General features: G+C 58.6%; 17 protein-coding genes. 6 read left to right on the forward strand and 11 right to left on the reverse strand.

The window, feature by feature from the left end; genetic code table 11:
- Positions 1–38: 38 nt before the first annotated feature.
- Both ALP8811_RS00340 and ALP8811_RS00345 read right to left on the reverse strand, forming a co-directional pair.
- The gene (locus tag ALP8811_RS00340; protein WP_245924471.1) at positions 39–1,361 is read right to left on the reverse strand and encodes an HlyD family type I secretion periplasmic adaptor subunit; all 1,323 of its coding nucleotides are present in this window, start codon (positions 1,359–1,361) and stop codon (positions 39–41) included.
- On the reverse strand, positions 1,358–3,085 hold the full coding sequence (locus tag ALP8811_RS00345) for a type I secretion system permease/ATPase (protein WP_108855224.1): 1,728 nt from the start codon (positions 3,083–3,085) through the stop codon (positions 1,358–1,360). Before ALP8811_RS00345 ends, ALP8811_RS00340 begins: the two co-directional genes overlap by 4 nt.
- Positions 3,086–3,278: 193 nt before the next feature.
- On the opposite strand from ALP8811_RS00345, the gene ALP8811_RS00350 reads away from it, so the two are divergent.
- Both ALP8811_RS00350 and ALP8811_RS00355 read left to right on the forward strand, forming a co-directional pair.
- Positions 3,279–4,022, forward strand: a complete 744-nt coding sequence (locus ALP8811_RS00350) for an MlaA family lipoprotein (protein WP_181363649.1) — start codon at positions 3,279–3,281, stop codon at positions 4,020–4,022.
- A gap of 10 nt (positions 4,023–4,032) precedes the next feature.
- Positions 4,033–4,620: an MlaC/ttg2D family ABC transporter substrate-binding protein gene (locus tag ALP8811_RS00355; RefSeq protein WP_108857356.1), complete on the forward strand. Its 588-nt coding sequence runs from the start codon at positions 4,033–4,035 to the stop codon at positions 4,618–4,620.
- Positions 4,621–4,709: 89 nt separating this feature from the next.
- Here the strand turns inward: ALP8811_RS00355 and ALP8811_RS00360 are convergent, their stop codons facing one another.
- Positions 4,710–6,941: a transglycosylase domain-containing protein gene (locus ALP8811_RS00360; protein WP_108857357.1), complete on the reverse strand. Its 2,232-nt coding sequence runs from the start codon at positions 6,939–6,941 to the stop codon at positions 4,710–4,712.
- A gap of 385 nt (positions 6,942–7,326) precedes the next feature.
- On the opposite strand from ALP8811_RS00360, the gene ALP8811_RS00365 reads away from it, so the two are divergent.
- The 4 genes from ALP8811_RS00365 (at position 7,327) to ALP8811_RS00380 (ending at position 10,235) form a co-directional block, all read left to right on the forward strand.
- A complete protein-coding gene (locus ALP8811_RS00365) occupies positions 7,327–7,665 on the forward strand; it encodes a P-II family nitrogen regulator (RefSeq protein WP_108855226.1) in 339 nt (112 codons plus the stop codon).
- Positions 7,666–7,682: 17 nt separating this feature from the next.
- The gene (amt, locus tag ALP8811_RS00370; RefSeq protein ID WP_108855227.1) at positions 7,683–8,990 is read left to right on the forward strand and encodes an ammonium transporter AmtB; all 1,308 of its coding nucleotides are present in this window, start codon (positions 7,683–7,685) and stop codon (positions 8,988–8,990) included.
- Positions 8,991–9,205: 215 nt separating this feature from the next.
- Positions 9,206–9,418: a YgaP family membrane protein gene (locus ALP8811_RS00375; protein WP_108855228.1), complete on the forward strand. Its 213-nt coding sequence runs from the start codon at positions 9,206–9,208 to the stop codon at positions 9,416–9,418.
- A 217-nt stretch (positions 9,419–9,635) separates the two neighbouring features.
- Entirely contained in the window at positions 9,636–10,235 is a 600-nt protein-coding gene (locus ALP8811_RS00380; RefSeq protein WP_108855229.1) for a hypothetical protein, read from the forward strand.
- 69 nt (positions 10,236–10,304) lie between these two features.
- Here the strand turns inward: ALP8811_RS00380 and ALP8811_RS00385 are convergent, their stop codons facing one another.
- The 8 genes from ALP8811_RS00385 to mbfA form a co-directional block, all read right to left on the reverse strand.
- The gene (locus ALP8811_RS00385) at positions 10,305–11,489 is read right to left on the reverse strand and encodes an amino acid aminotransferase (protein WP_108855230.1); all 1,185 of its coding nucleotides are present in this window, start codon (positions 11,487–11,489) and stop codon (positions 10,305–10,307) included.
- Between the two features lie 3 nt (positions 11,490–11,492).
- Positions 11,493–12,347 (reverse strand): 3-mercaptopyruvate sulfurtransferase, encoded by an 855-nt coding sequence (gene sseA, locus ALP8811_RS00390; RefSeq protein WP_108855231.1) that lies wholly within the window; start codon positions 12,345–12,347, stop codon positions 11,493–11,495.
- 321 nt (positions 12,348–12,668) lie between these two features.
- Positions 12,669–13,121, reverse strand: coding sequence for a YaiI/YqxD family protein (locus ALP8811_RS00395; RefSeq protein ID WP_181363650.1), 453 nt, complete (start codon positions 13,119–13,121; stop codon positions 12,669–12,671).
- 4 nt (positions 13,122–13,125) lie between these two features.
- Positions 13,126–13,956: an S-formylglutathione hydrolase gene (fghA, locus tag ALP8811_RS00400; protein WP_108855232.1), complete on the reverse strand. Its 831-nt coding sequence runs from the start codon at positions 13,954–13,956 to the stop codon at positions 13,126–13,128.
- Between the two features lie 149 nt (positions 13,957–14,105).
- Complete coding sequence (locus ALP8811_RS00405; RefSeq protein ID WP_181363651.1) at positions 14,106–15,218, reverse strand: NnrS family protein; 1,113 nt, start codon at positions 15,216–15,218, stop codon at positions 14,106–14,108.
- Complete coding sequence (locus tag ALP8811_RS00410) at positions 15,215–16,141, reverse strand: AEC family transporter (RefSeq protein ID WP_108855234.1); 927 nt, start codon at positions 16,139–16,141, stop codon at positions 15,215–15,217. The genes ALP8811_RS00405 and ALP8811_RS00410 overlap by 4 nt, the downstream gene beginning before the upstream one ends.
- Positions 16,142–16,185: 44 nt before the next feature.
- Complete coding sequence (locus ALP8811_RS00415) at positions 16,186–16,500, reverse strand: cupin domain-containing protein (RefSeq protein WP_108855235.1); 315 nt, start codon at positions 16,498–16,500, stop codon at positions 16,186–16,188.
- Between the two features lie 80 nt (positions 16,501–16,580).
- The gene (mbfA, locus tag ALP8811_RS00420) at positions 16,581–17,558 is read right to left on the reverse strand and encodes an iron exporter MbfA (protein ID WP_108855236.1); all 978 of its coding nucleotides are present in this window, start codon (positions 17,556–17,558) and stop codon (positions 16,581–16,583) included.
- Positions 17,559–17,638: the final 80 nt, after the last annotated feature.

Raw genomic sequence — 17,638 nt, forward strand, 5'->3', positions numbered from 1 at the left:
GGAAACCGACGCCTGCGTGGTTTTCCCCGTCGCACGGATCAGGATTCGCGGAATGCTTTCTTGAAATAGTCCCAGAGCGGTTCGACCAGATACAGGATCGGGCTGCGATCTGTTGTGCGGATGAAGGCCGAGACGGGCATGCCTGGGATCAGCACGGCCCCTTCGGGCAGACGCGCGATTTCACCTTCGTCCATCTGGATTTCCGCCAGATAGAAAGGTTGTCCGGTCACATCGTCCACGAAGGAATCTGCCGACATACGCGTGACGTGGCCCTGCAAGTCCGGGGTTTCGCGACTGTTGAAGGCGGGGAACTGCAGGTACACGGTCTGCCCGACAAAGATTTGGTCGATATGAATGGGCTCGACCCGCGACATGATCACCAAGTCGCGGTCTTGCGGGACCACATACAGAACGGGCTGGGCGGGCTGGATCACCGCGCGTTCAGCAAAGATCTGCAATCCGTGGATTACACCGGAGACGGGCGCACGGATCTCTAATCGCTCGAGCCGTTCTTTGGTGTTCCGCCGCTGTTCAGACAGATCACGCGTGGTGGCGCGGGAATCGCGAAGCTCGGTGATGGCGCGCTCGCGCAGGTCTGTTTGCAGCGCGATGCTTTGCAGTTCGGTCTCGGTGATGCGCAGTTCTGCCTCGGCACTGGCAGCGGAGAGTTCCCCCAGACGCCCCAGAATGGCCGCTTCTTCGCGCTTCAAGGCCAGTACGCGGGACGCTTGCGACAGTCCCTTGTCCAAAAGGGATTGCTGGTTTGTAAGCTCTTCGCGGATCAAATCCAGCTGTTCGCGTAACGCGGTGGTTTGTGCCGCCAGCCCATCTAACTGGCGCGAAATCTGTGTCTTGCGTTTGTCGAGCTGCTCAAGCTGCGTCGACATCCCGTCGAGGCGCGAGTTGAACAGGCGCAACTGGCCTTGCATCAGGCTGTCGACCTCGGGATTGAGAGCGGCAGCTTGGATCAGCTCGTCGCTGAATACCAATGTATCAGAGCCATCGCGTTCAGCCTCGAAGCGGGCCTGACGGGCCAGAAGCTCGAAATACTGACCTTCGATGATCGTTAATTGCGAGGCCAACTGTCCCGCATCCAGACGGATCAACACTTCGCCGGCCTGTACCGTGTCACCTTCGTCAATCAGGATCTCTGTGACGACCCCACCATCCAGATGTTGCACCACCTTGCGGTTCTGTTCGATTTGCACCTGACCTTCGGCGATCACCGCGCCTGCCAGCTTGCTGGTAACGGACCATGTGCCGAAGCCACCAACAAGAATCAACAAGGCGATGAAGCCAAGGATCAGCGGGCGGCGGGCCGAGAAGCTCGGGGCGTTCTGGATCGAGTTATCTTGCATCATTGTGCCCCCCCATTGGTTTGCGAGGACTGGATCTGTTGGGCGTTCTGTACATGCGCTTTCAGCACATCGTCACGCGGGCCAAAGCCGCGGGCGACGCCATCATCAAGGATCAACAAAATCTCGCATTCCTTGATGGCGGCCGGGCGGTGCGCCATGATCATCACGGCCCCGCCGCGCGCTTTCACGGCGCGAATGGCGGTGTTCAGAGCCTGCGTGCCTTCGTTGTCGAGGTTCGAGTTCGGCTCGTCCAGCACCAGGATGACTGGATCGCCATAGATTGCGCGGGCCAATCCGACACGTTGCATCTGGCCACCGGAAAGGGTCGCGCCTCCGGGTGTCAGTTGTGTGTCGTAGCCTTCAGGAAGTGACAGGATCAGCTCGTGTGCTCCGGCCATCTGGGCGGCGGCAACGACAGCGGCGGCATCCGGTTTCAGATCCAGTCCCGCGATGTTTTCGGCAACGGTGCCTTCAAACATCTGTACGCGCTGCGGCAGGTAGCCAATGTAGCGACCCAATGCTTCGGGCGAGTAGTTGTCCAATGATGCGCCACCCAATCGCACAGTGCCACCATCGGGCGCGACAACGCCCGTCAACACGCGCGCAAGCGTCGATTTTCCCGCGCCAGATGGTCCGATGACCCCCAAAGCCTCGCCGGGGTTCATGTCAAAACTGACCTGTCGCAGAACTGCGCGGTTTGCGCCGCGCGGAATAACCGTCAGCTTGTCGATGCGCAGTTTCGCATCCGGGCGCGGCAATGTGGTGCGTTCCTGTTCGGGCGGTGTTTCGGCCAACAGCTCGGCCAGAGACTGCCAGCCAGACCGGGCGCGCTGCACCGTTTGCCACTGGTTCACCGCGGCATCGACCGGGGCAAGAGCACGGCCCAACAGGATAGACCCCGCGATCATGGCCCCCGGCGAGATCTCGCCCTTCAAGGCCAGATAGGCCCCAAGGCCCAGCATTGCGGATTGCAGAAACTGGCGGAATGTCTTCGACATGGCCGAGAACTGGCCCAGGCGATCCGAGGCGCGCAGGTTCTCAAACAACGAAACTTCGCGTGATTTATGCCAGCGCTTATAGGCCCCGCTGGACATGCCAAGGGCGCGCACCATCTCGGATTCCACGCGCATCTGTTCGGCCATTTGGTCGGCGTGGTGGGTGGCAATGGTGGCTTTGGTCAAGGGGCCTCTGGTGAACAACTGGTTCAGAACCGTGATTGCGATCAACAAGGCACCCCCCACAACAGCCAAAATTCCCAGCCAAGGGTGAAAGACGCTGATGGCGAACAGGAATACCGGGGTCCACGGAATGTCAAAAGCCGCCGTAATAACCGGGCTGGACAACAGCTTTTGCACCGCTTCCAGATCTTTCAGCCCAGCAGTTGTGCCGCCGTCCCCACCGGTCTGGCGCATGACGGCCGAAAATACGCGCTGGTCCAGTGACGCCTGAAATTGCGCCCCAGCCCGCGCCAGAATACGTGCGCGTGCATAGTCAAGAATGCCCATCATCAGGAACAGAAAACCCATCAGCAGGGTCAACGCGATCAGTGTCGCCTCGGACCGGCTGCCAAGCACGCGATCATAAAGCTGCAGCATATAGATCGGAGCCGTCAGCATCAGCAAATTCACGAACACCGAAAACAGGGCAACGCTCCACATCAGGCCACGCAGCTTACGGCGTTGTGTGCGGAGTTCTTCCAGCCCTTGAAGCAGTTGGTTCTGTCTCATGTCAATTTGCTCATTCCTACGAACACTTGCCTGCGGCCCGGTGCGTATCAAACGCTCGGCGGGTTTCTGCTTGCAACTGTCGCCAAATAGTCACATTCAATAGCTGCGGAAGCCTTAACATCTGTGCAATATGCCTGCATCCATTATGTGTGGCCTGAATAATCAGAAAACACCAAATTCAGCGATAGTTCACGTGAAGAAAAGAAATTCCAAACTTGTAGTCGCGCTGGCCGGTCTGGCGCTGATGGGGCTGAGTGCTTGTGCGACAGCGCCTGCGCCTTCAGGCTATAACGATCCGCACGCGGATCAGAACCGTCGGACTCACCGTGCCAATATCAAGTTGGACCGCGTGTTGGTTTCGCCTGCGTCGAACACTTACGGCACCATCTTGCCACAACCGGTGCGCGATTCGGTTTCGTATTTCTCGGATAACGCGTCTTTGCCGGGGGTTGTCGCGAACAACCTTCTGCAGGGCAACATCGAGGATGCGCTGCACAACACTGTCCGTTTTGCGTTCAACTCTACGTTAGGTCTGCTTGGCATCTTTGATGTCGCAACCGATATTGGTCTTGAAGAACGTGAAAGCGATTTTGGTGAAACCCTGCATGTTTGGGGTGTGCCGGAAGGGGACTACGTGGTTTTGCCCTTCTTTGGCCCGTCGACCGAGCGTGATGGATTTGGGATATTGGTCGACTTTGTCCTGAACCCACTAAGCTTGGCTTTGCCGACCGAAGTGAAACACCTTCCCAAAGCCGCTTGGGTTCTGTCTAAGTTTGGTGATCGCTATCAGTTCAGCGACACGATTGACGAGTTCTATAATAGCGAAGAGGGCTACGACGTGATGCAGCTCTACTATTTGGACTCGCGCCGTTACGAGCTGGGCGTTGAAGTGGAAGACGATGAGCTTGAGGATATTTACGATGCGTATGATGGGTAACGAGACCTCTATGACACGTCGCGCCTTTGTTGGCGGGCTGGCTGGATTGGGCGTTCTGGCCGCGATGCCGGGGCGTGCATTGGCTGCTGTTTCTGCAGCTCAGGCCGAAAGCCTGATTGGTAAGGTCGTGCGCGACATCAACTCGATCATCAACTCGGGCGCGTCCGAGGCAACGATGATCAAGAGATTCGAAGGCGTGTTTGCACAATATGCTGACGTGAATTTCATCGCACTGTCCGCGCTTGGCCCGGATGGACGGTCGGCCAGCGCATCACAGAAAAGCGCATTCATCAAAGCCTTCCGCGCTTATATCGCGCGCCGCTATGGCAGCCGCTTCCGCGAATTCGAAGGCGGTCGCATTGATGTCATCAGCACGAAGCAAGTGAAAAGCCGCTTTGAAGTTCTGACCAAGACAACGTTGAAAGGCCACTCGCCCTTCGATGTTGTGTTCATCGTGGCAGCCAGCAATGGCAAGTTTATCGATATGCAGGTCGAAGGTATCTCGATCGTGAAATCCGAGCGGAAGGAAATCGGCGCGATGCTGGACCGTCGCAAGGGTGATCTGAACCAGTTGATTGCGGATCTGCAGAAGGGCTAATTTTGGCCCCGTAGAATAGAAATAGAAAAGCCCCGGCCATCGCGCCGGGGCTTTTTCTTTGTCTGTCTGTCAGGTCAGTTGCGCCAGTTTCAGTTGCCCTGTCCGAAGATCGAACGAAGCACCCCGATAAGCGCATCCTCGACGGCCTCACCAACCGATTGTCCGCCGCCGCCGCCACCGGTCTGCGGGATGCCTTGGAACCCTTGATTGTCCCCCGAGGTCATCGTGCGCCCGTCGAATTGCGGAACGAAATCAGGGCGGATCATCGGCAGGGGTGTGGGGACCAGCTGTGATTGGATGTTCACCATCGCCTCGCGCCACATCTCGGCCGGAAGGCCGCCGCCGGTCACACCCTTCAAGGGCGTGTTGTCGTCATACCCCATCCAGATGCCCATCACATAGTCCGCCGTGAAGGCAATGAACCACGCATCGCGCGCCGATTGGCTGGTGCCAGTCTTGCCCGCGATTTCGATCCCTTCGATGCGCGCGCGTGTGCCGGTGCCTTCTTCGATCACGCGGCTCATCATATAGGTCAGTTGCGCGGCTGCCTCGCGCGAGATGACACGCTCGCCAATGCCGCCGGCCTGGGTCATCAGGGGATCTCGGTCCCCCACCAGTCGCAGCTGAGTGAGGCCATAGGGTGTCACGGATGAACCACCATTCAGGATGCCCGCATAGGCACCCGTGGTTTCCAAGAGCGTCCCGTCAGAGGCGCCAAGTGCCAACGCGGGGCCTACGGCCAGATCGCTTTCGATCCCAAAGCTCGATGCAACCGAGCGGACCGCCTCGCGCCCGACTTCTTCCGACACTTTCACGGCGGGGATGTTCAGGGATTTGGCCAGGGCCTCGGTGAAATTGACGGGGCCATAGAACTTCTTCGAGTAGTTTTTTGGGCACCATTCGCCCGAGCCCGGGATGTTCAGACAATAGGGTTCGTCGATCACGAAATCGTTCCAGCTATACCCCATGTCCAAGGCGGCAGCATAAACGAAGGGCTTGAAGGCCGACCCAGTCTGACGCTTGGCTTGCGTGGCGCGGTTGAAGGCGCCCGTCACGCGGGTTTCGCGTCCGCCCACAAGGCCACGGACAGCGCCATCGGCGCTCATCACGACGATCGCGGCCTGTGCTTTGGACCCTTCCGAGACCTTTTCATCAAAGATCTTGGCCATCGCGCTTTCCGCCGCTTTCTGAATGCGCGGGTCGAGCGTGGTTTTGATGATCACGTCTTCGGTCGTCTTACGGGTCAGGAAGGCCGGCAGGTCGCCCATGATCCAATCCGCAAAATACCCGCCTGCCTGCGCTTTGGCGGCTTTTGACAGAACGGCGGGGTTCTCTTGGTATTGGGCCGTATCCTTGTCCGACAAATACCCCTGTTCGTTCATCAGGCGCAGAACGGTGGCTGCGCGATCCTGCGAGCGTTTCAGATTGTTGGTCGGTGCAAAGCGCGACGGCGCGGTCAGCATGCCCGACAGCATCGCGGCCTGCGCCGGGTTCAGCTCGGACGCGGGAATGGCGAAATACCGTTGAGAAGCCGCGTCAAAGCCGAACGACCCCGCACCCAGATAGGCGCGGTTCATATAGATGGTCAGGATCTCGTCTTTGGTGAACTTGGTTTCCAGTGCCATCGCATAGATGGCTTCCTTCATCTTCCGCCACAGGGATCCTTGACGGCAGTCGGCCTCGTATGCGGCTTCGGTCTTCCAGACATCGGGGTCATAAGGAACGCCAAGGCACAGAAGCTTGGCAACCTGCTGCGTCAGGGTCGAACCACCGTGCCCGGACAAAGGACCGCGCCCTTCACTGAGGTTGATCTTCACCGCGCTGGCGATGCCGCGCGGGCTGAGTCCAAAATGGCCGTAGAATCGTTTGTCTTCGGTCGCGACCACAGCATTTTTCAGGTGAGGGCTGACGGTTTCGGTTGTGATGGTGCGCCCACGCTGGTCGCCGCGCCAGGCGTAGACCTCGCCATAGCGGTCCAGAATGGTCACAGACCCTTTGGCCCGGCCATCCAGCATCGTATTCAGCTCGGGCATGGTCGAGGCGAAGTAAAACACCGCAGCCCCGATGATCAGCGCGGTCACGACCGCACCCTTCCACATCAGGCGCCATAGCATCCGCAGCACCCAACCAATGAAGACGAAGGGCCACATGAAGATCGAGCGCGGTTTGCGCGGCCCACCGCCTCCGCCCGAGCGGCGACGCTTGGGCGCTGCTTTGCGCTTGGTGGTCGTGGTGCGCGCAGGCTTCTTGGGCGCCGCCTTTTTCGCAGGATAACGCTTGTCTGCCACCAGTGCGGGGCGCTTTCGGCCAGATTGGCTCATGATACTCGTCCGGGTCTGCTCGGTGCTTGTCGTTGTGACATATAGCGTTTCGGTATTCTTCTGAAACAGCGTAAAGCCGAAACGCCTGGAACGCATCAGCATTGCGGGCGCGTCGGAACGATACCTGTCTTAATCTTCTTCTCAAACGCTTTAGCGATTCGTTTCGGGCAAGTGTAGCCCGAAGCCCCTCACCGCGCGACTTTTCGCGCTGCTGCATTTTTCATCACAGCGCTAGGCAACCACGTCAAATACCGGGCGCATCCGGTTTTCAGGTCAGCTTTCCTGCCCAATTTAGCCTCATCTGTGGGCATTTTCTGCGCTGCGGCGTCTGACTTGCTGCAAGCGCACGGTCAACGGATCGTGCCGAAGAAGGAAAGGAAAGAACGTGAAACTGATCATTGCAGCGATCAAACCGTTCAAGCTTGAAGATGTACGCGAGGCTCTGACCACCGTAGGCGTCACTGGCATGATGGTTTCTGAAATCAAGGGTTTTGGGGCCCAGTCGGGTCACACCGAGATCTATCGCGGCGCGGAATACGCCGTGAATTTTTTGCCGAAAATCAAGCTTGAGATCGTCGTGAATGACGACCTTGCCGCCGAGGTTGTCGAGACCATCTCGAAGGCCGCACACACCGGCAAGATCGGTGACGGCAAGATCTTCACCCTCGACGTGTCGGACGCCATGCGCGTGCGCACCGGCGAAACTGGCGTTGACGCCGTATAAGCGTGAAAGGACAGACAATGACACGCAAACTACTGATTTCGACGGCCCTGTTGGCCGTATTGCCGGGATTGGCTTTCGCGGAAGGCGAAGCCGCGCCACACACCGGTTTCATCCTGACTTCGGTCTTGTTCCTTCTGGGCGGCATTCTGGTCTTCTGGATGGCCGCTGGTTTTGCCATGCTGGAAGCTGGTCTGGTGCGTTCCAAGAACGTGACCATGCAGCTGACCAAAAACATCGCGCTCTTCTCGATCGCGGCGATCATGTATTGGCTGGCCGGTTACGGCATCATGTATCCCGGCGACTGGCTGGTCGAAGGCTGGCTTGGCCCGTTCTTCGCGGTGACCTCGCTTGATCCGGTTGGTGTTGCTGCTGATGCCGTGGACGTAGGCTATGCCTCGGGCGCATCGGACTTCTTCTTCCAGCTGATGTTCTGTGCCACCACGGCTTCGATCGTATCGGGCACTCTGGCTGAGCGCATCAAACTGTGGCCTTTCCTGGCCTTCGTGGTTGTCCTGACCGGCTTCATCTATCCCATTGAGGCAAGCTGGCAGTGGGGCGGCGGCTGGTTGTCGGAAGCTGGCTTCTCTGACTTCGCTGGCTCGACACTGGTGCACGCAGCAGGTGGCTTCGCAGCTCTGGCGGGTGTCCTGATCCTGGGGCCGCGTATCGGCAAGTATAAAGACGGCCGCACGATCCCGATGCCGGGTTCGAACCTGCCGCTGGCAACTCTGGGTACGTTCATCCTGTGGCTGGGTTGGTTCGGCTTCAATGGCGGCTCGCAGCTTGCCATGGGCACGATCAGCGATGTCTCGGACGTGGCACGCATCTTCGCCAACACCAACATGGCTGCTGCCGCAGGTGCTGTCGTTGCGATGATCATGACGCAGGTGATGTTCAAAAAGGTCGACCTGACGATGACCTTGAACGGCGCACTGGCTGGTCTGGTCTCGATCACTGCCGAGCCTCTGGCCCCGACGCTGTTCCAGTCGCTGATCATCGGTGGCGTAGGTGGTGCGATCGTGGTCTTCGTAGTTCCGCTGCTGGACCGCCTGAAGATCGACGACGTGGTTGGCGCCATCCCGGTTCACCTGGTTGCAGGCTTCTGGGGTACGTTCATCGTGGCTTGGACCAACACGGACGCCAGCTTTGGCACCCAGATCATGGGCTTCCTGGCAATCGGCATCTTCGTCTTCGTCGTAAGCTTCATCTTCTTCTCGATCATCAAGGCCACCATGGGTCTGCGGGTCAGCGAAGAGGAAGAAGTGAACGGGCTGGACATGTCCGAACTGGGCATGGAAGCCTACCCGGAGTTCACCAACGGGTAAGACTATAAACGCCGGGGGATTAACCCCCGGCACACGCTGGCCGCGCAAATGCCAAGGCCAACAGGGTGGAAAAGGGGACTGGAAGGTCCCCTTTTCTTTTTGCGTTATCCCTATGCCGTTCACGGCCTGCGCTGCGACAATGACATGTCTTCACATTCAGAAAATTATATGTGATAGAGGGTACTCCTCGGTCACAAAGATACTGGATAGCGAAAATGAATGCACAACGCGCAACAATGTCCATCGCAGGACTGTTCGTTCTGATCAGCCTTGGACTGGCCCAAGCCAATGGGCAGATCGACATAACTTCGGTGAGCTGGCTTTGGTTCACGGCTTTCGTTGGCCTGAATCTGTTTCAAGCCGGACTGACGGGCTTTTGTCCTTTGACAAGAATTCTCGTGAAGCTCGGGCTGAGACCTGCCACCTAATTCTGAGGGCAATGGTCCTCTGTCGTCCTCGCAGCGCTTTTAAGCAACTGGACGCTAGATATCCGAAGGGGGCTGGAAGGCCCTCTTTTCGTTTGTTCGCAATCGAAACACCATTGGGACCTTGGCTCCCGACTTGAAATAGATGTGATACTAACCGTAGGTTGATTTTGATGACGAGCACGGTGGCTCGTCTGAATGGAAAAATCGGAAGCTCATTTTGAAATTAGCTCTTTTCTCGTTGTGTATTGTGCTTGCAGCTTCTGCGGCGTCTGCCCGCGAAGTGATCGCAAATGTTCAAGTGAAGGGTGGCCCAGCCCTTATCTACGATGATGGGTTTTGGAGGTTTGACGACGAAGTCGGTGAGGTTTGCACCCCGACAGGTAAGCACGGAGAGGTGTGCGCGTTGCCATCCGTTTGGTCTCGTTTGCCGGATGTAGATGAGAGTCGCTATGATCTTCCTGAATTTGTGCAAGGTGAATACCTTGCCGAGTTCAGTGTCCTCCAGAGGCGCAATGGAACTTTGGATCTAAACAATGTCTTAGCGTTCATTGGCAATCAGACAATGCACGATGGACTACGGGGCTTGGCGCTTTTGTCTACCGAAGGATCAATTGGCAACCTCGACGGTAAACACGTGGTTGTCTCTGCCGGTGCAAACGGCGTGTTTGCCTTTACGTTCGCAAACCAAAATGGCCGGTTTTTGATAGCCCGAACCAGAGATCAGAACTCGACGATTTATCACTCTGGCCATCAGAAAGCGCACGAGAGCTTTGTGCAATCACTCTATCCTGCACCGTTTGATTCTGGTCAGGAGTAAGGCAGTTCTTTGAAAAGAGGCTGGGGCCTAAGCCCCAACCTTCGGAGTGTTTTTGCTAACGGTTAGGGCCTAAACTCCAACCTTCACAATTGCTTCTGCCAACAGCGGCACGGTCTCTTCGTTCAGGCCCGCGATGTTCATGCGCGAGTCTCCGACCATATAGATGCCGTGATCCACGCGCAGGGCTTCGACCTGTTCGGGCGTGGCGCCGAGGCGCGAGAACATGCCGCGGTGGTCGGCGATGAAGCCAAAGCGGTCTGAACCAGAGCGGGCGCGCAGTTCACCTGCCAGCTTTTCGCGCAGGGCCAGCATGCCGGTGCGGACGTCTTCCAGTTCGGCCATCCAATCGGCTTTCAGGCCTTCATCTTCAAGGATCATGGTCACCAGACGGGCGCCGTGATCGGGTGGGAAGCTGAAGTTCTGACGGTTCAGGTGGGTCAGGTTCTGCTGGGTGATCCCAGCCTGCTCGGCGTTCTCCGAGATGCCAACCAGCAAGCCGGTACGCTCGCGATAGATTCCGAAGTTTTTCGAACAGCTGGCCGCGATCATTGCTTCTGGCACGGCTTGCGCGATCAGGCGCACGCCAGCGGCGTCTTCTTCCAGACCGTCGCCAAAGCCCTGATAGGCGATGTCGATCAGCGGGGTCGCACCCTTTTCAACGATTAGGTCCGCGACCTCTTGCCACTGGGGCAGGGTCAGGTTTGCGCCGGTCGGGTTGTGACAGCAGCCGTGCAGCAGCACAGCGTCGCCCGCTTTGATGCCCTTCAGGTCTTCCATCATTCCGTCGAAATCAACCGCGCGGCTTTCGTTGTCGAAATAGCGGTACTCGGCCATTTTCATGCCAAGGTGCTTGATGATCGAGGGGTGGTTCGGCCATGTCGGTGCCGACAGCCAGATCGTTGCGTCGGGCGAGGCAATCTTGATCAGTTCGACCGCTTGGTGGATCGCACCGGTGCCGCCGGGTTGGGCGGCCATCGACAGGCGCTCGGCCGGGATCACGTCGCCCAGAACCAGCTTGGTCAAGGCGTTTCCATATGCTGGATCGCCGGCCAGACCGGTGTAGGATTTGGTGCCTTCAATTTCCCACAGCACCTTCTCGGCGGCTTTCACGGCACGCATCACAGGGGTGACGCCCTGTGCGTTCTTGTACACGCCAACGCCAAGGTCAATTTTGCCTTCGCGTGGGTCTTCGCGGTACTGCTGCATCAGCGCCATGATTTTGTCTTTGGGCTGGGCTTTCAGGTTGGTGAACATCGTCTACTCTCCGGTTTCGACTTTCAGGTCGGAATACATGCCCCATTCGGACCAGCTGCCGTCATAGACCGCGTGGCGGTCTTGGCCCATACGCTCCAGTGCCAAGGCAAGGATGGCGGCCGTCACGCCCGAGCCGCAGCTAAGGATGGCGGGTTTGTCCATGTTGACATTCGCTGCTTCAAACACGGCGCGGGTGTCTTCGGGGGATTTCATCGTGCCATCCGCGTTCAAAAGCGTGGCAAACGGGACGTTTCTCGAATTCGGGATATGCCCGGCACGCAGGCCCTCGCGGGGCTCGGGCACCTCGCCGCGGAACCGTTCAGCACCGCGGGCGTCAATGATCTCGTAGTCGCCAAGTTTTGAGGCGGCGGCGACCTGTGTCACGTCCTTGATCATATGTGCCTGACGTTTGACGGTCATGTGGCGGTCGCGGATGACGGGGGGCATGTCCTCGGTCGGGTGGCCTTCGGCTTGCCATTTAGGCAGACCGCCATCCAGTACGGCGATGTCCTTGTGCCCCATCAGGCGGAACATCCACCAAACGCGGGCTGCGGAAAACAGGCCCATGCCGTCATACACAACGATTTGGTGACCGTCGCCCACGCCCATCGCGCGCACGCGGGACATGAATTTTTCCACCGGGGGCATCATGTGCGGCAGGTCTGATCGCAGGTCGGCAATTTCATCAATGTCGAAATAGCGCGCACCCGGAATATGCGCTTCGTCGTATTCCGCCTTCGCGTCCCGGTTCATATCCGGCATGTACCAGCTTGCATCGAGGATGCGCAGGTCGGGATCTTTTAAATGTTTCGCCAGCCAGTCGGTCGAGACCAGCGTTTTCGGGTCGCTATGCGGCATGGCTTGCCCTCCGGTCAGTGTTAATTACTGCGTAGTCCCGGAAGGTCGGTTAGGCAAGAGATTGCGTTGAGTTGCCCAAGAAAAAAGGGGAAAGCAGCTGCCTTCCCCCGGTGTTTGAAAATGGCTTTGGTACAAATTTCGCCAGCATGATGTGCATAACGCCTACCACAGCACGCAACATGCTGCCGCCAACCCCTTCCCGTAGCTGGGCTGATGGGGTGTCTTCGTGTGAGTTAGCGAACCACAGCAACGCGATGGCGAATAAGGGGAAAAAATCTCAACAAATGCCGGTTACCCTAAGGTCAACTTTGGCTCGAGTGGTCAGTTTGGTTGAGCAGTACGTCTGAGGGCCGCGTCCAAGGCCTGAAGAAACCGGGCGCGGTCGGCTTTGGAAAACGCCTTGCCGCCGCCTTGACGAAAGGGGTCAGCGGCGCGCAGGTCGGCCATCAGGTCGCGCATGGCCAGCTGCTCGCGCACATTGGCCTGGGTGAAGCGCTCGCCGCTGTGACGTAGCACCTCGGCCCCGGCTTCGACGCATTTGGCGGCGAGCGGGATGTCCCCAGTCACCACCACGTCGCCGGGACCCGCGCGATCGGCGATCCACATGTCTGCGATGTCAGGGCCATCGGGGACATAGATCATTTCGACCAGAGGGTTCTGTGACGGTCGCAGCCCGCCATTCGACACCAGAAACATCTGCGTCTTATAGCGGGTCGTGACGACCTCGGCCTCGGCTTTGACTGGGCAGGCATCTGCGTCGATATACAGGGCCATCAGGTTACGCCCACAGGGCCTCGGCATGGAAGTTCACATGATCTTCCATGAAGGTCGAGACGAAGAAATAGCTGTGGTCATAGCCCGGTTGCATACGGAACACTGCCTCTTGCCGGCGGGTTGCGATGGCATTGGCCAGTGTCTCGGGTTTCAAAAGATCGATAAACTGATCCTGTGTTCCGGTGTCGATCAGCATCGGCCCGTCGAAACCCACGTTCTTCATCAGAAGGCTGGCATCGTGCGCGACCCATTTGGTCGTATCGTCACCCAGATAGGCGCCAAGTTGTTTCTTGCCCCAATCCGATGCGGTCGGATTGCAGATGGGCGAAAAGGCCGACACCGAGCGGAAGCGCTCGGGCAGGGACATGGCAATGGTCAGCGCGCCGTGGCCGCCCATCGAATGGCCGGTGATGCCCTGACGTTCGGCATCCAGTGCGAACTTGTTGAAGACGAGATCCGGCAGGTCTTCAGTGATGTAATCCCACATCTGGAAATGCGGTGCCCATGGATCTTGCGTGGCGTTCACATAGAACCCGGCACCTTGCCCAAGATCATAGGCGTCATCATCCGCCACACCCGGCCCACGCGGGCTGGTGTCGGGGAAAATCAGCGCGATGCCTTGCTCGGCCGCCCATGCCTGCGCGCCTGCTTTGGTCATGGCGTTGTCATGGGTGCAGGTCAGACCCGACAGATACCACAGCACCGGCACGGGACCGTCTTGGGCCTCGACCGGTTGAAACAGGCCAAAGGTCATATCCGTTCCTGTGGCGTCCGAGGCGTGTTTATAGACCCCTTGCGTGCCGCCAAAACAGGCGTTCTCCGAAATCGTTTCCATGGCGCGTTCCTTTCGAAAAATGTTGATCCGACCTAAAGCGTTTCGGTTTTACCCTGACACAGGGGGGAACCGAAACGAAGCGCAAGATGTCAATGTTGCGGGCGTTTCGCGACAAACTTGTGCCTCAAGTTTATCCCGAAACGCTTTAACTAGAGGCGCGGTGCAATGGCAATGGGGAAAGCACGGACAGCCAGCGCGATCATGGCTGCGGACCAAAGTGTGCCGCCCGCGTGATAGAACAGGGTTGGGTCGGCTGCCCAATCTGCGCAGACGCGCAAAACAGCGCCCAAATGTAGGGCGATCAGCAGGACCGTGTCCGCGCGTGTTGCCTCGATCGGGCGACCCGAGTGGCCTAGAAGTGCGCGCAGCATGACAATGGCGGTCATAGTGCCGATTGCCCCGGCCCCCAGCGCGTGGTGCACTTGTCCGACGCTGGCCCAATCAACAAGGCTGGCCGCCGCGAGAAGCGCCAGTCCAAACGCAAGCCACGCATAGGCAGCGTGTTGGGCGAACAGCAAGGGCTCGGACCAAACGGCCAGACCACGCCAACGCGACAGGCGCAGGACTTGTGCCAGCGCTGCGAGGGCTGCCGCGAGACCTGTCAGGATGCTGGTGTCGGTGATGATCCAGCAGATTGCTGTCACCACAGTCAGAACAATGGCGGCTTTGTCGACCGCGCCGAACTCGGAAGGCAGGCGGGCCGCGTCACGCTTCTTCAGCCAGTTGCGGCTGAAAGCGGGGGTGACCCGACCGCCGATCAAGGTCATCAGCATAAGAGACACGCCAAAACCAGCGGTCAGGCCAATCTGTGTGTCGATCCACAGGAACACAAGCTGGGCTGCCCAGAACGCCCCGACCATTGCAGCCACGACAATGTTGCGTTTGTTGCCTGCCGCCAAAATCTCGCGCAGGGCCAATGCTGCCGCGATGGGCAGGAAGCTAGATGTCAGCAGGTGCGAGGTCATCATATCGGGCGCCATGAACATCGAGATCCGCCCAGCCAGCCACAGCACGAATAGCGCAAGCAATGCCATCGGCGACAGGGCTGGGCGGCCTGTCCAGTTCGGAATGGCGGTAAATAGAAATCCAACCAAGGCTGCGGATAGATATCCCCACAGCATCTCGTGTTGATGCCACAGATATGGATCAGCGCTAAGCGTCGCGCCACCAGCATGGGCCAAAAGCCAAAGGGGGATCGACAGTCCAGCAAACAAGGCAGCGGCTGGGAAGAACAGGCGATAGGCGCCGGTCAGTAAGGTCATGACGTTACCCATGCAATTATTGCTGATACGGTCAGTACAGACACCAGTGTCGACAGCAAAATCGCTGAGGACACCCGTTGGGGCGCCACGCCATAGTGCTGCGCCAGAATATAGACGTTGCCCGCCACTGGCAGACCCGCTGCCGCGACCATGACGCCCGCCATGAAGGGATCGACGTCGAATACCATGAAGGCCAGAATGCCCACGGCCAGCGGATGCAGGATCAGTTTGGCAAAGCTTAGCCAGCCCGCGACGGACAGACGCTCGGCTGATTTCGACGCCAGCGATGCCCCGATGGCAAAAAGTGCTCCGGGGGTTGAGGCGCCTGCCAGAAGGTCCAGAAAACGCTGAACGGGATCAGCCAAGTTCCATCCGGTCGAGGACCACGCAAACCCAAGCGCCATCGAGACGATCATCGGGTTCGACAACAGCCCTTTGCCGACAGTCCCCAGAACGGCAGGGCTGACCCGCCCGTCACGTGTGCCGGTGATAATGATCACGATCAGGCTGCTGAACAGAAACAGATCGACGGCAAGCACCAGCATCACGGCGGGAATTGCAGCCTCGCCCAACAAAAGTGCCAACATGGGAACGCCCAGAAAACCTGTGTTGCCGATCACGGCGCATTGCGCTTCTACCGCGGCTTCTTGTGCACCGCGTTTGCGGATCAGGGCGACCACGGTGGCAAGGATGTAGACCCCTAATCCGCCGAGTGCATAGGCCCAGATGAAGGGCCAGCTGATCACCTCGGACAGGGTCAGGTTGGCCGAGAACCGAAAAAGCATGGCCGACAGCGCGAAGTAGAATACGAAGCGGGTCAAATAGGCCGTGGCCTCGGGCGGGAAAAAGCCACGTGCGGCGGCGCCAAAGCCCAGCCCGATCAAGGCGAAAAAGGGAAGGGTTTGCAAAAGCACGTCGATCATACGCCAAGCCCTAGCATGCGGAATTTCACTTGACCATGCGGCGCTTAGGTCGGTTTTGCATCCTCAAGCAGCTCGACTTCGATAAAGGCGCATTCGAAGTCGTTGCCGTTGATCACATCATGCTCGACACCTGCCTTGCGATCGTAAGGAATTCCGTCCCGAAGCGATGCCTCGACACGCGTTCCGTCGGGCAGGTCGATCTCTAGAATTCCGTCAAACATTGGGATGACAAGATAGTCATAGGCGTGCGTATGCCAGCCCGTGTTGTCACCCTTTTTGGCAAAGCGCCATTCGGTGACGCGCATCCGGTCATTCTCAAGCAACACCGTTCCCACGGCAGTTCCATTTGCGTCGCACATCAGTCATGTCCTCCTGGTTGGAGCCTGTGCCGATCCGTCTGCCGCTTCTATCGCCAGTCGCCGAGATATGTCAGGCCAGCCTAGCCGCCGCCGATGATGGCGCCTGCGGCAAAGACCAGCGCACCGCCGACCACGACTTGCAACGTGGCGCGCATGAACGGGGTCTGCATGAAGCGGTTCTGGATCCAGACAATGGCCCAAAGTTCGACGAAGACGACAAGGATCGCGATGGTCGTTGCGGTCCAGAAATCCGTAATCAGATAGGGCAGCGCATGGCCCAGCCCGCCCAACGTGGTCATGATGCCCGAGGCAAAGCCGCGCTTGATCGGGCTGCCGCGCCCAGACAGCTCGCCATCATCCGAGGCCGCTTCCGTGAACCCCATCGAGATCCCGGCGCCGACGCTGGCCGCAAGTCCCACAAGGAACGTGGTGTGCGTGTCCTGCGTGGCGAAGGCTGTGGCGAAAATCGGCGCAAGGGTCGAGACCGAGCCGTCCATCAATCCAGCCAGTCCCGGCTGCACCCATGTCAGAATGAACTGGCGATGGGCCGCGTCGTCTTCGGTTTCGCGGGCGGCATCATCTAGATGTTTGGCTTCCAAATCGCTGGCGGCATGGATGTGGTCGGCCTCGGCCGCAGCCAGATCGCCCAAAAGCTTGCGGGTGTTTGCATCCGACGTGCGGTCGGCCGCTTTGCGGTAAAACTGTTCGGCCTGCCGCTCCATCTCGCGCGCTTCGCCCCGGATGGTTTCAAGCCCTAGATTTTCAACCAGCCACACCGGGCGGCGGGCATAGAAGCCAGCCACATGTTCGCGCCGAATCAAGGGGATCACATCGCCAAACCGCGCCTGATGCGCTTCGATCAGCAGGCGGCGATGCTCGTCTTCTTCCTCGGCCATGCCGTCGAACACCTTCGCGGACGAGGGAAACTCTTCACGCAAATGCTCGGCATACTGTCGATAGATCCGCGCGTCGTCTTCCTCGTTCGAGATGGCCAACGCGAGGATTTCCTGTTCGGACAGATCTGAAAAGCGGCGACGTTGCAGGGTGGCGGACAGCATGGAAAGCTCCTGAATTAGAATGGTTCTAACTTATGGATTTGAAGTCGGAAGGCAAGTCCACATTCTGTCGCGCCCGGAAT

It is taken from the genome of Aliiroseovarius pelagivivens (assembly GCF_900302485.1).
In the GTDB taxonomy this organism is placed as follows: domain Bacteria; phylum Pseudomonadota; class Alphaproteobacteria; order Rhodobacterales; family Rhodobacteraceae; genus Aliiroseovarius; species Aliiroseovarius pelagivivens.

Excerpts from the sequence above, each read along its gene's own strand:
- amt (WP_108855227.1), top strand. The coding sequence starts at position 7,683 with ATGACACGCAAACTACTGATTTCGACGGCCCTGTTGGCCGTATTGCCG.
- sseA (WP_108855231.1), bottom strand. The coding sequence starts at position 12,347 with ATGCCGCATAGCGACCCGAAAACGCTGGTCTCGACCGACTGGCTGGCG.
- fghA (WP_108855232.1), bottom strand. The coding sequence starts at position 13,956 with ATGGAAACGATTTCGGAGAACGCCTGTTTTGGCGGCACGCAAGGGGTC.
- ALP8811_RS00375 (WP_108855228.1), top strand. The coding sequence starts at position 9,206 with ATGAATGCACAACGCGCAACAATGTCCATCGCAGGACTGTTCGTTCTG.
- ALP8811_RS00415 (WP_108855235.1), bottom strand. The coding sequence starts at position 16,500 with ATGTGCGACGCAAATGGAACTGCCGTGGGAACGGTGTTGCTTGAGAAT.
- ALP8811_RS00340 (WP_245924471.1), bottom strand. The coding sequence starts at position 1,361 with ATGATGCAAGATAACTCGATCCAGAACGCCCCGAGCTTCTCGGCCCGC.
- ALP8811_RS00355 (WP_108857356.1), top strand. The coding sequence starts at position 4,033 with ATGACACGTCGCGCCTTTGTTGGCGGGCTGGCTGGATTGGGCGTTCTG.
- ALP8811_RS00410 (WP_108855234.1), bottom strand. The coding sequence starts at position 16,141 with ATGATCGACGTGCTTTTGCAAACCCTTCCCTTTTTCGCCTTGATCGGG.
- ALP8811_RS00405 (WP_181363651.1), bottom strand. The coding sequence starts at position 15,218 with ATGACCTTACTGACCGGCGCCTATCGCCTGTTCTTCCCAGCCGCTGCC.
- ALP8811_RS00360 (WP_108857357.1), bottom strand. The coding sequence starts at position 6,941 with ATGAGCCAATCTGGCCGAAAGCGCCCCGCACTGGTGGCAGACAAGCGT.
- ALP8811_RS00395 (WP_181363650.1), bottom strand. The coding sequence starts at position 13,121 with ATGGCCCTGTATATCGACGCAGATGCCTGCCCAGTCAAAGCCGAGGCC.
- ALP8811_RS00345 (WP_108855224.1), bottom strand. The coding sequence starts at position 3,085 with ATGAGACAGAACCAACTGCTTCAAGGGCTGGAAGAACTCCGCACACAA.
- mbfA (WP_108855236.1), bottom strand. The coding sequence starts at position 17,558 with ATGCTGTCCGCCACCCTGCAACGTCGCCGCTTTTCAGATCTGTCCGAA.
- ALP8811_RS00385 (WP_108855230.1), bottom strand. The coding sequence starts at position 11,489 with ATGTTCACCAACCTGAAAGCCCAGCCCAAAGACAAAATCATGGCGCTG.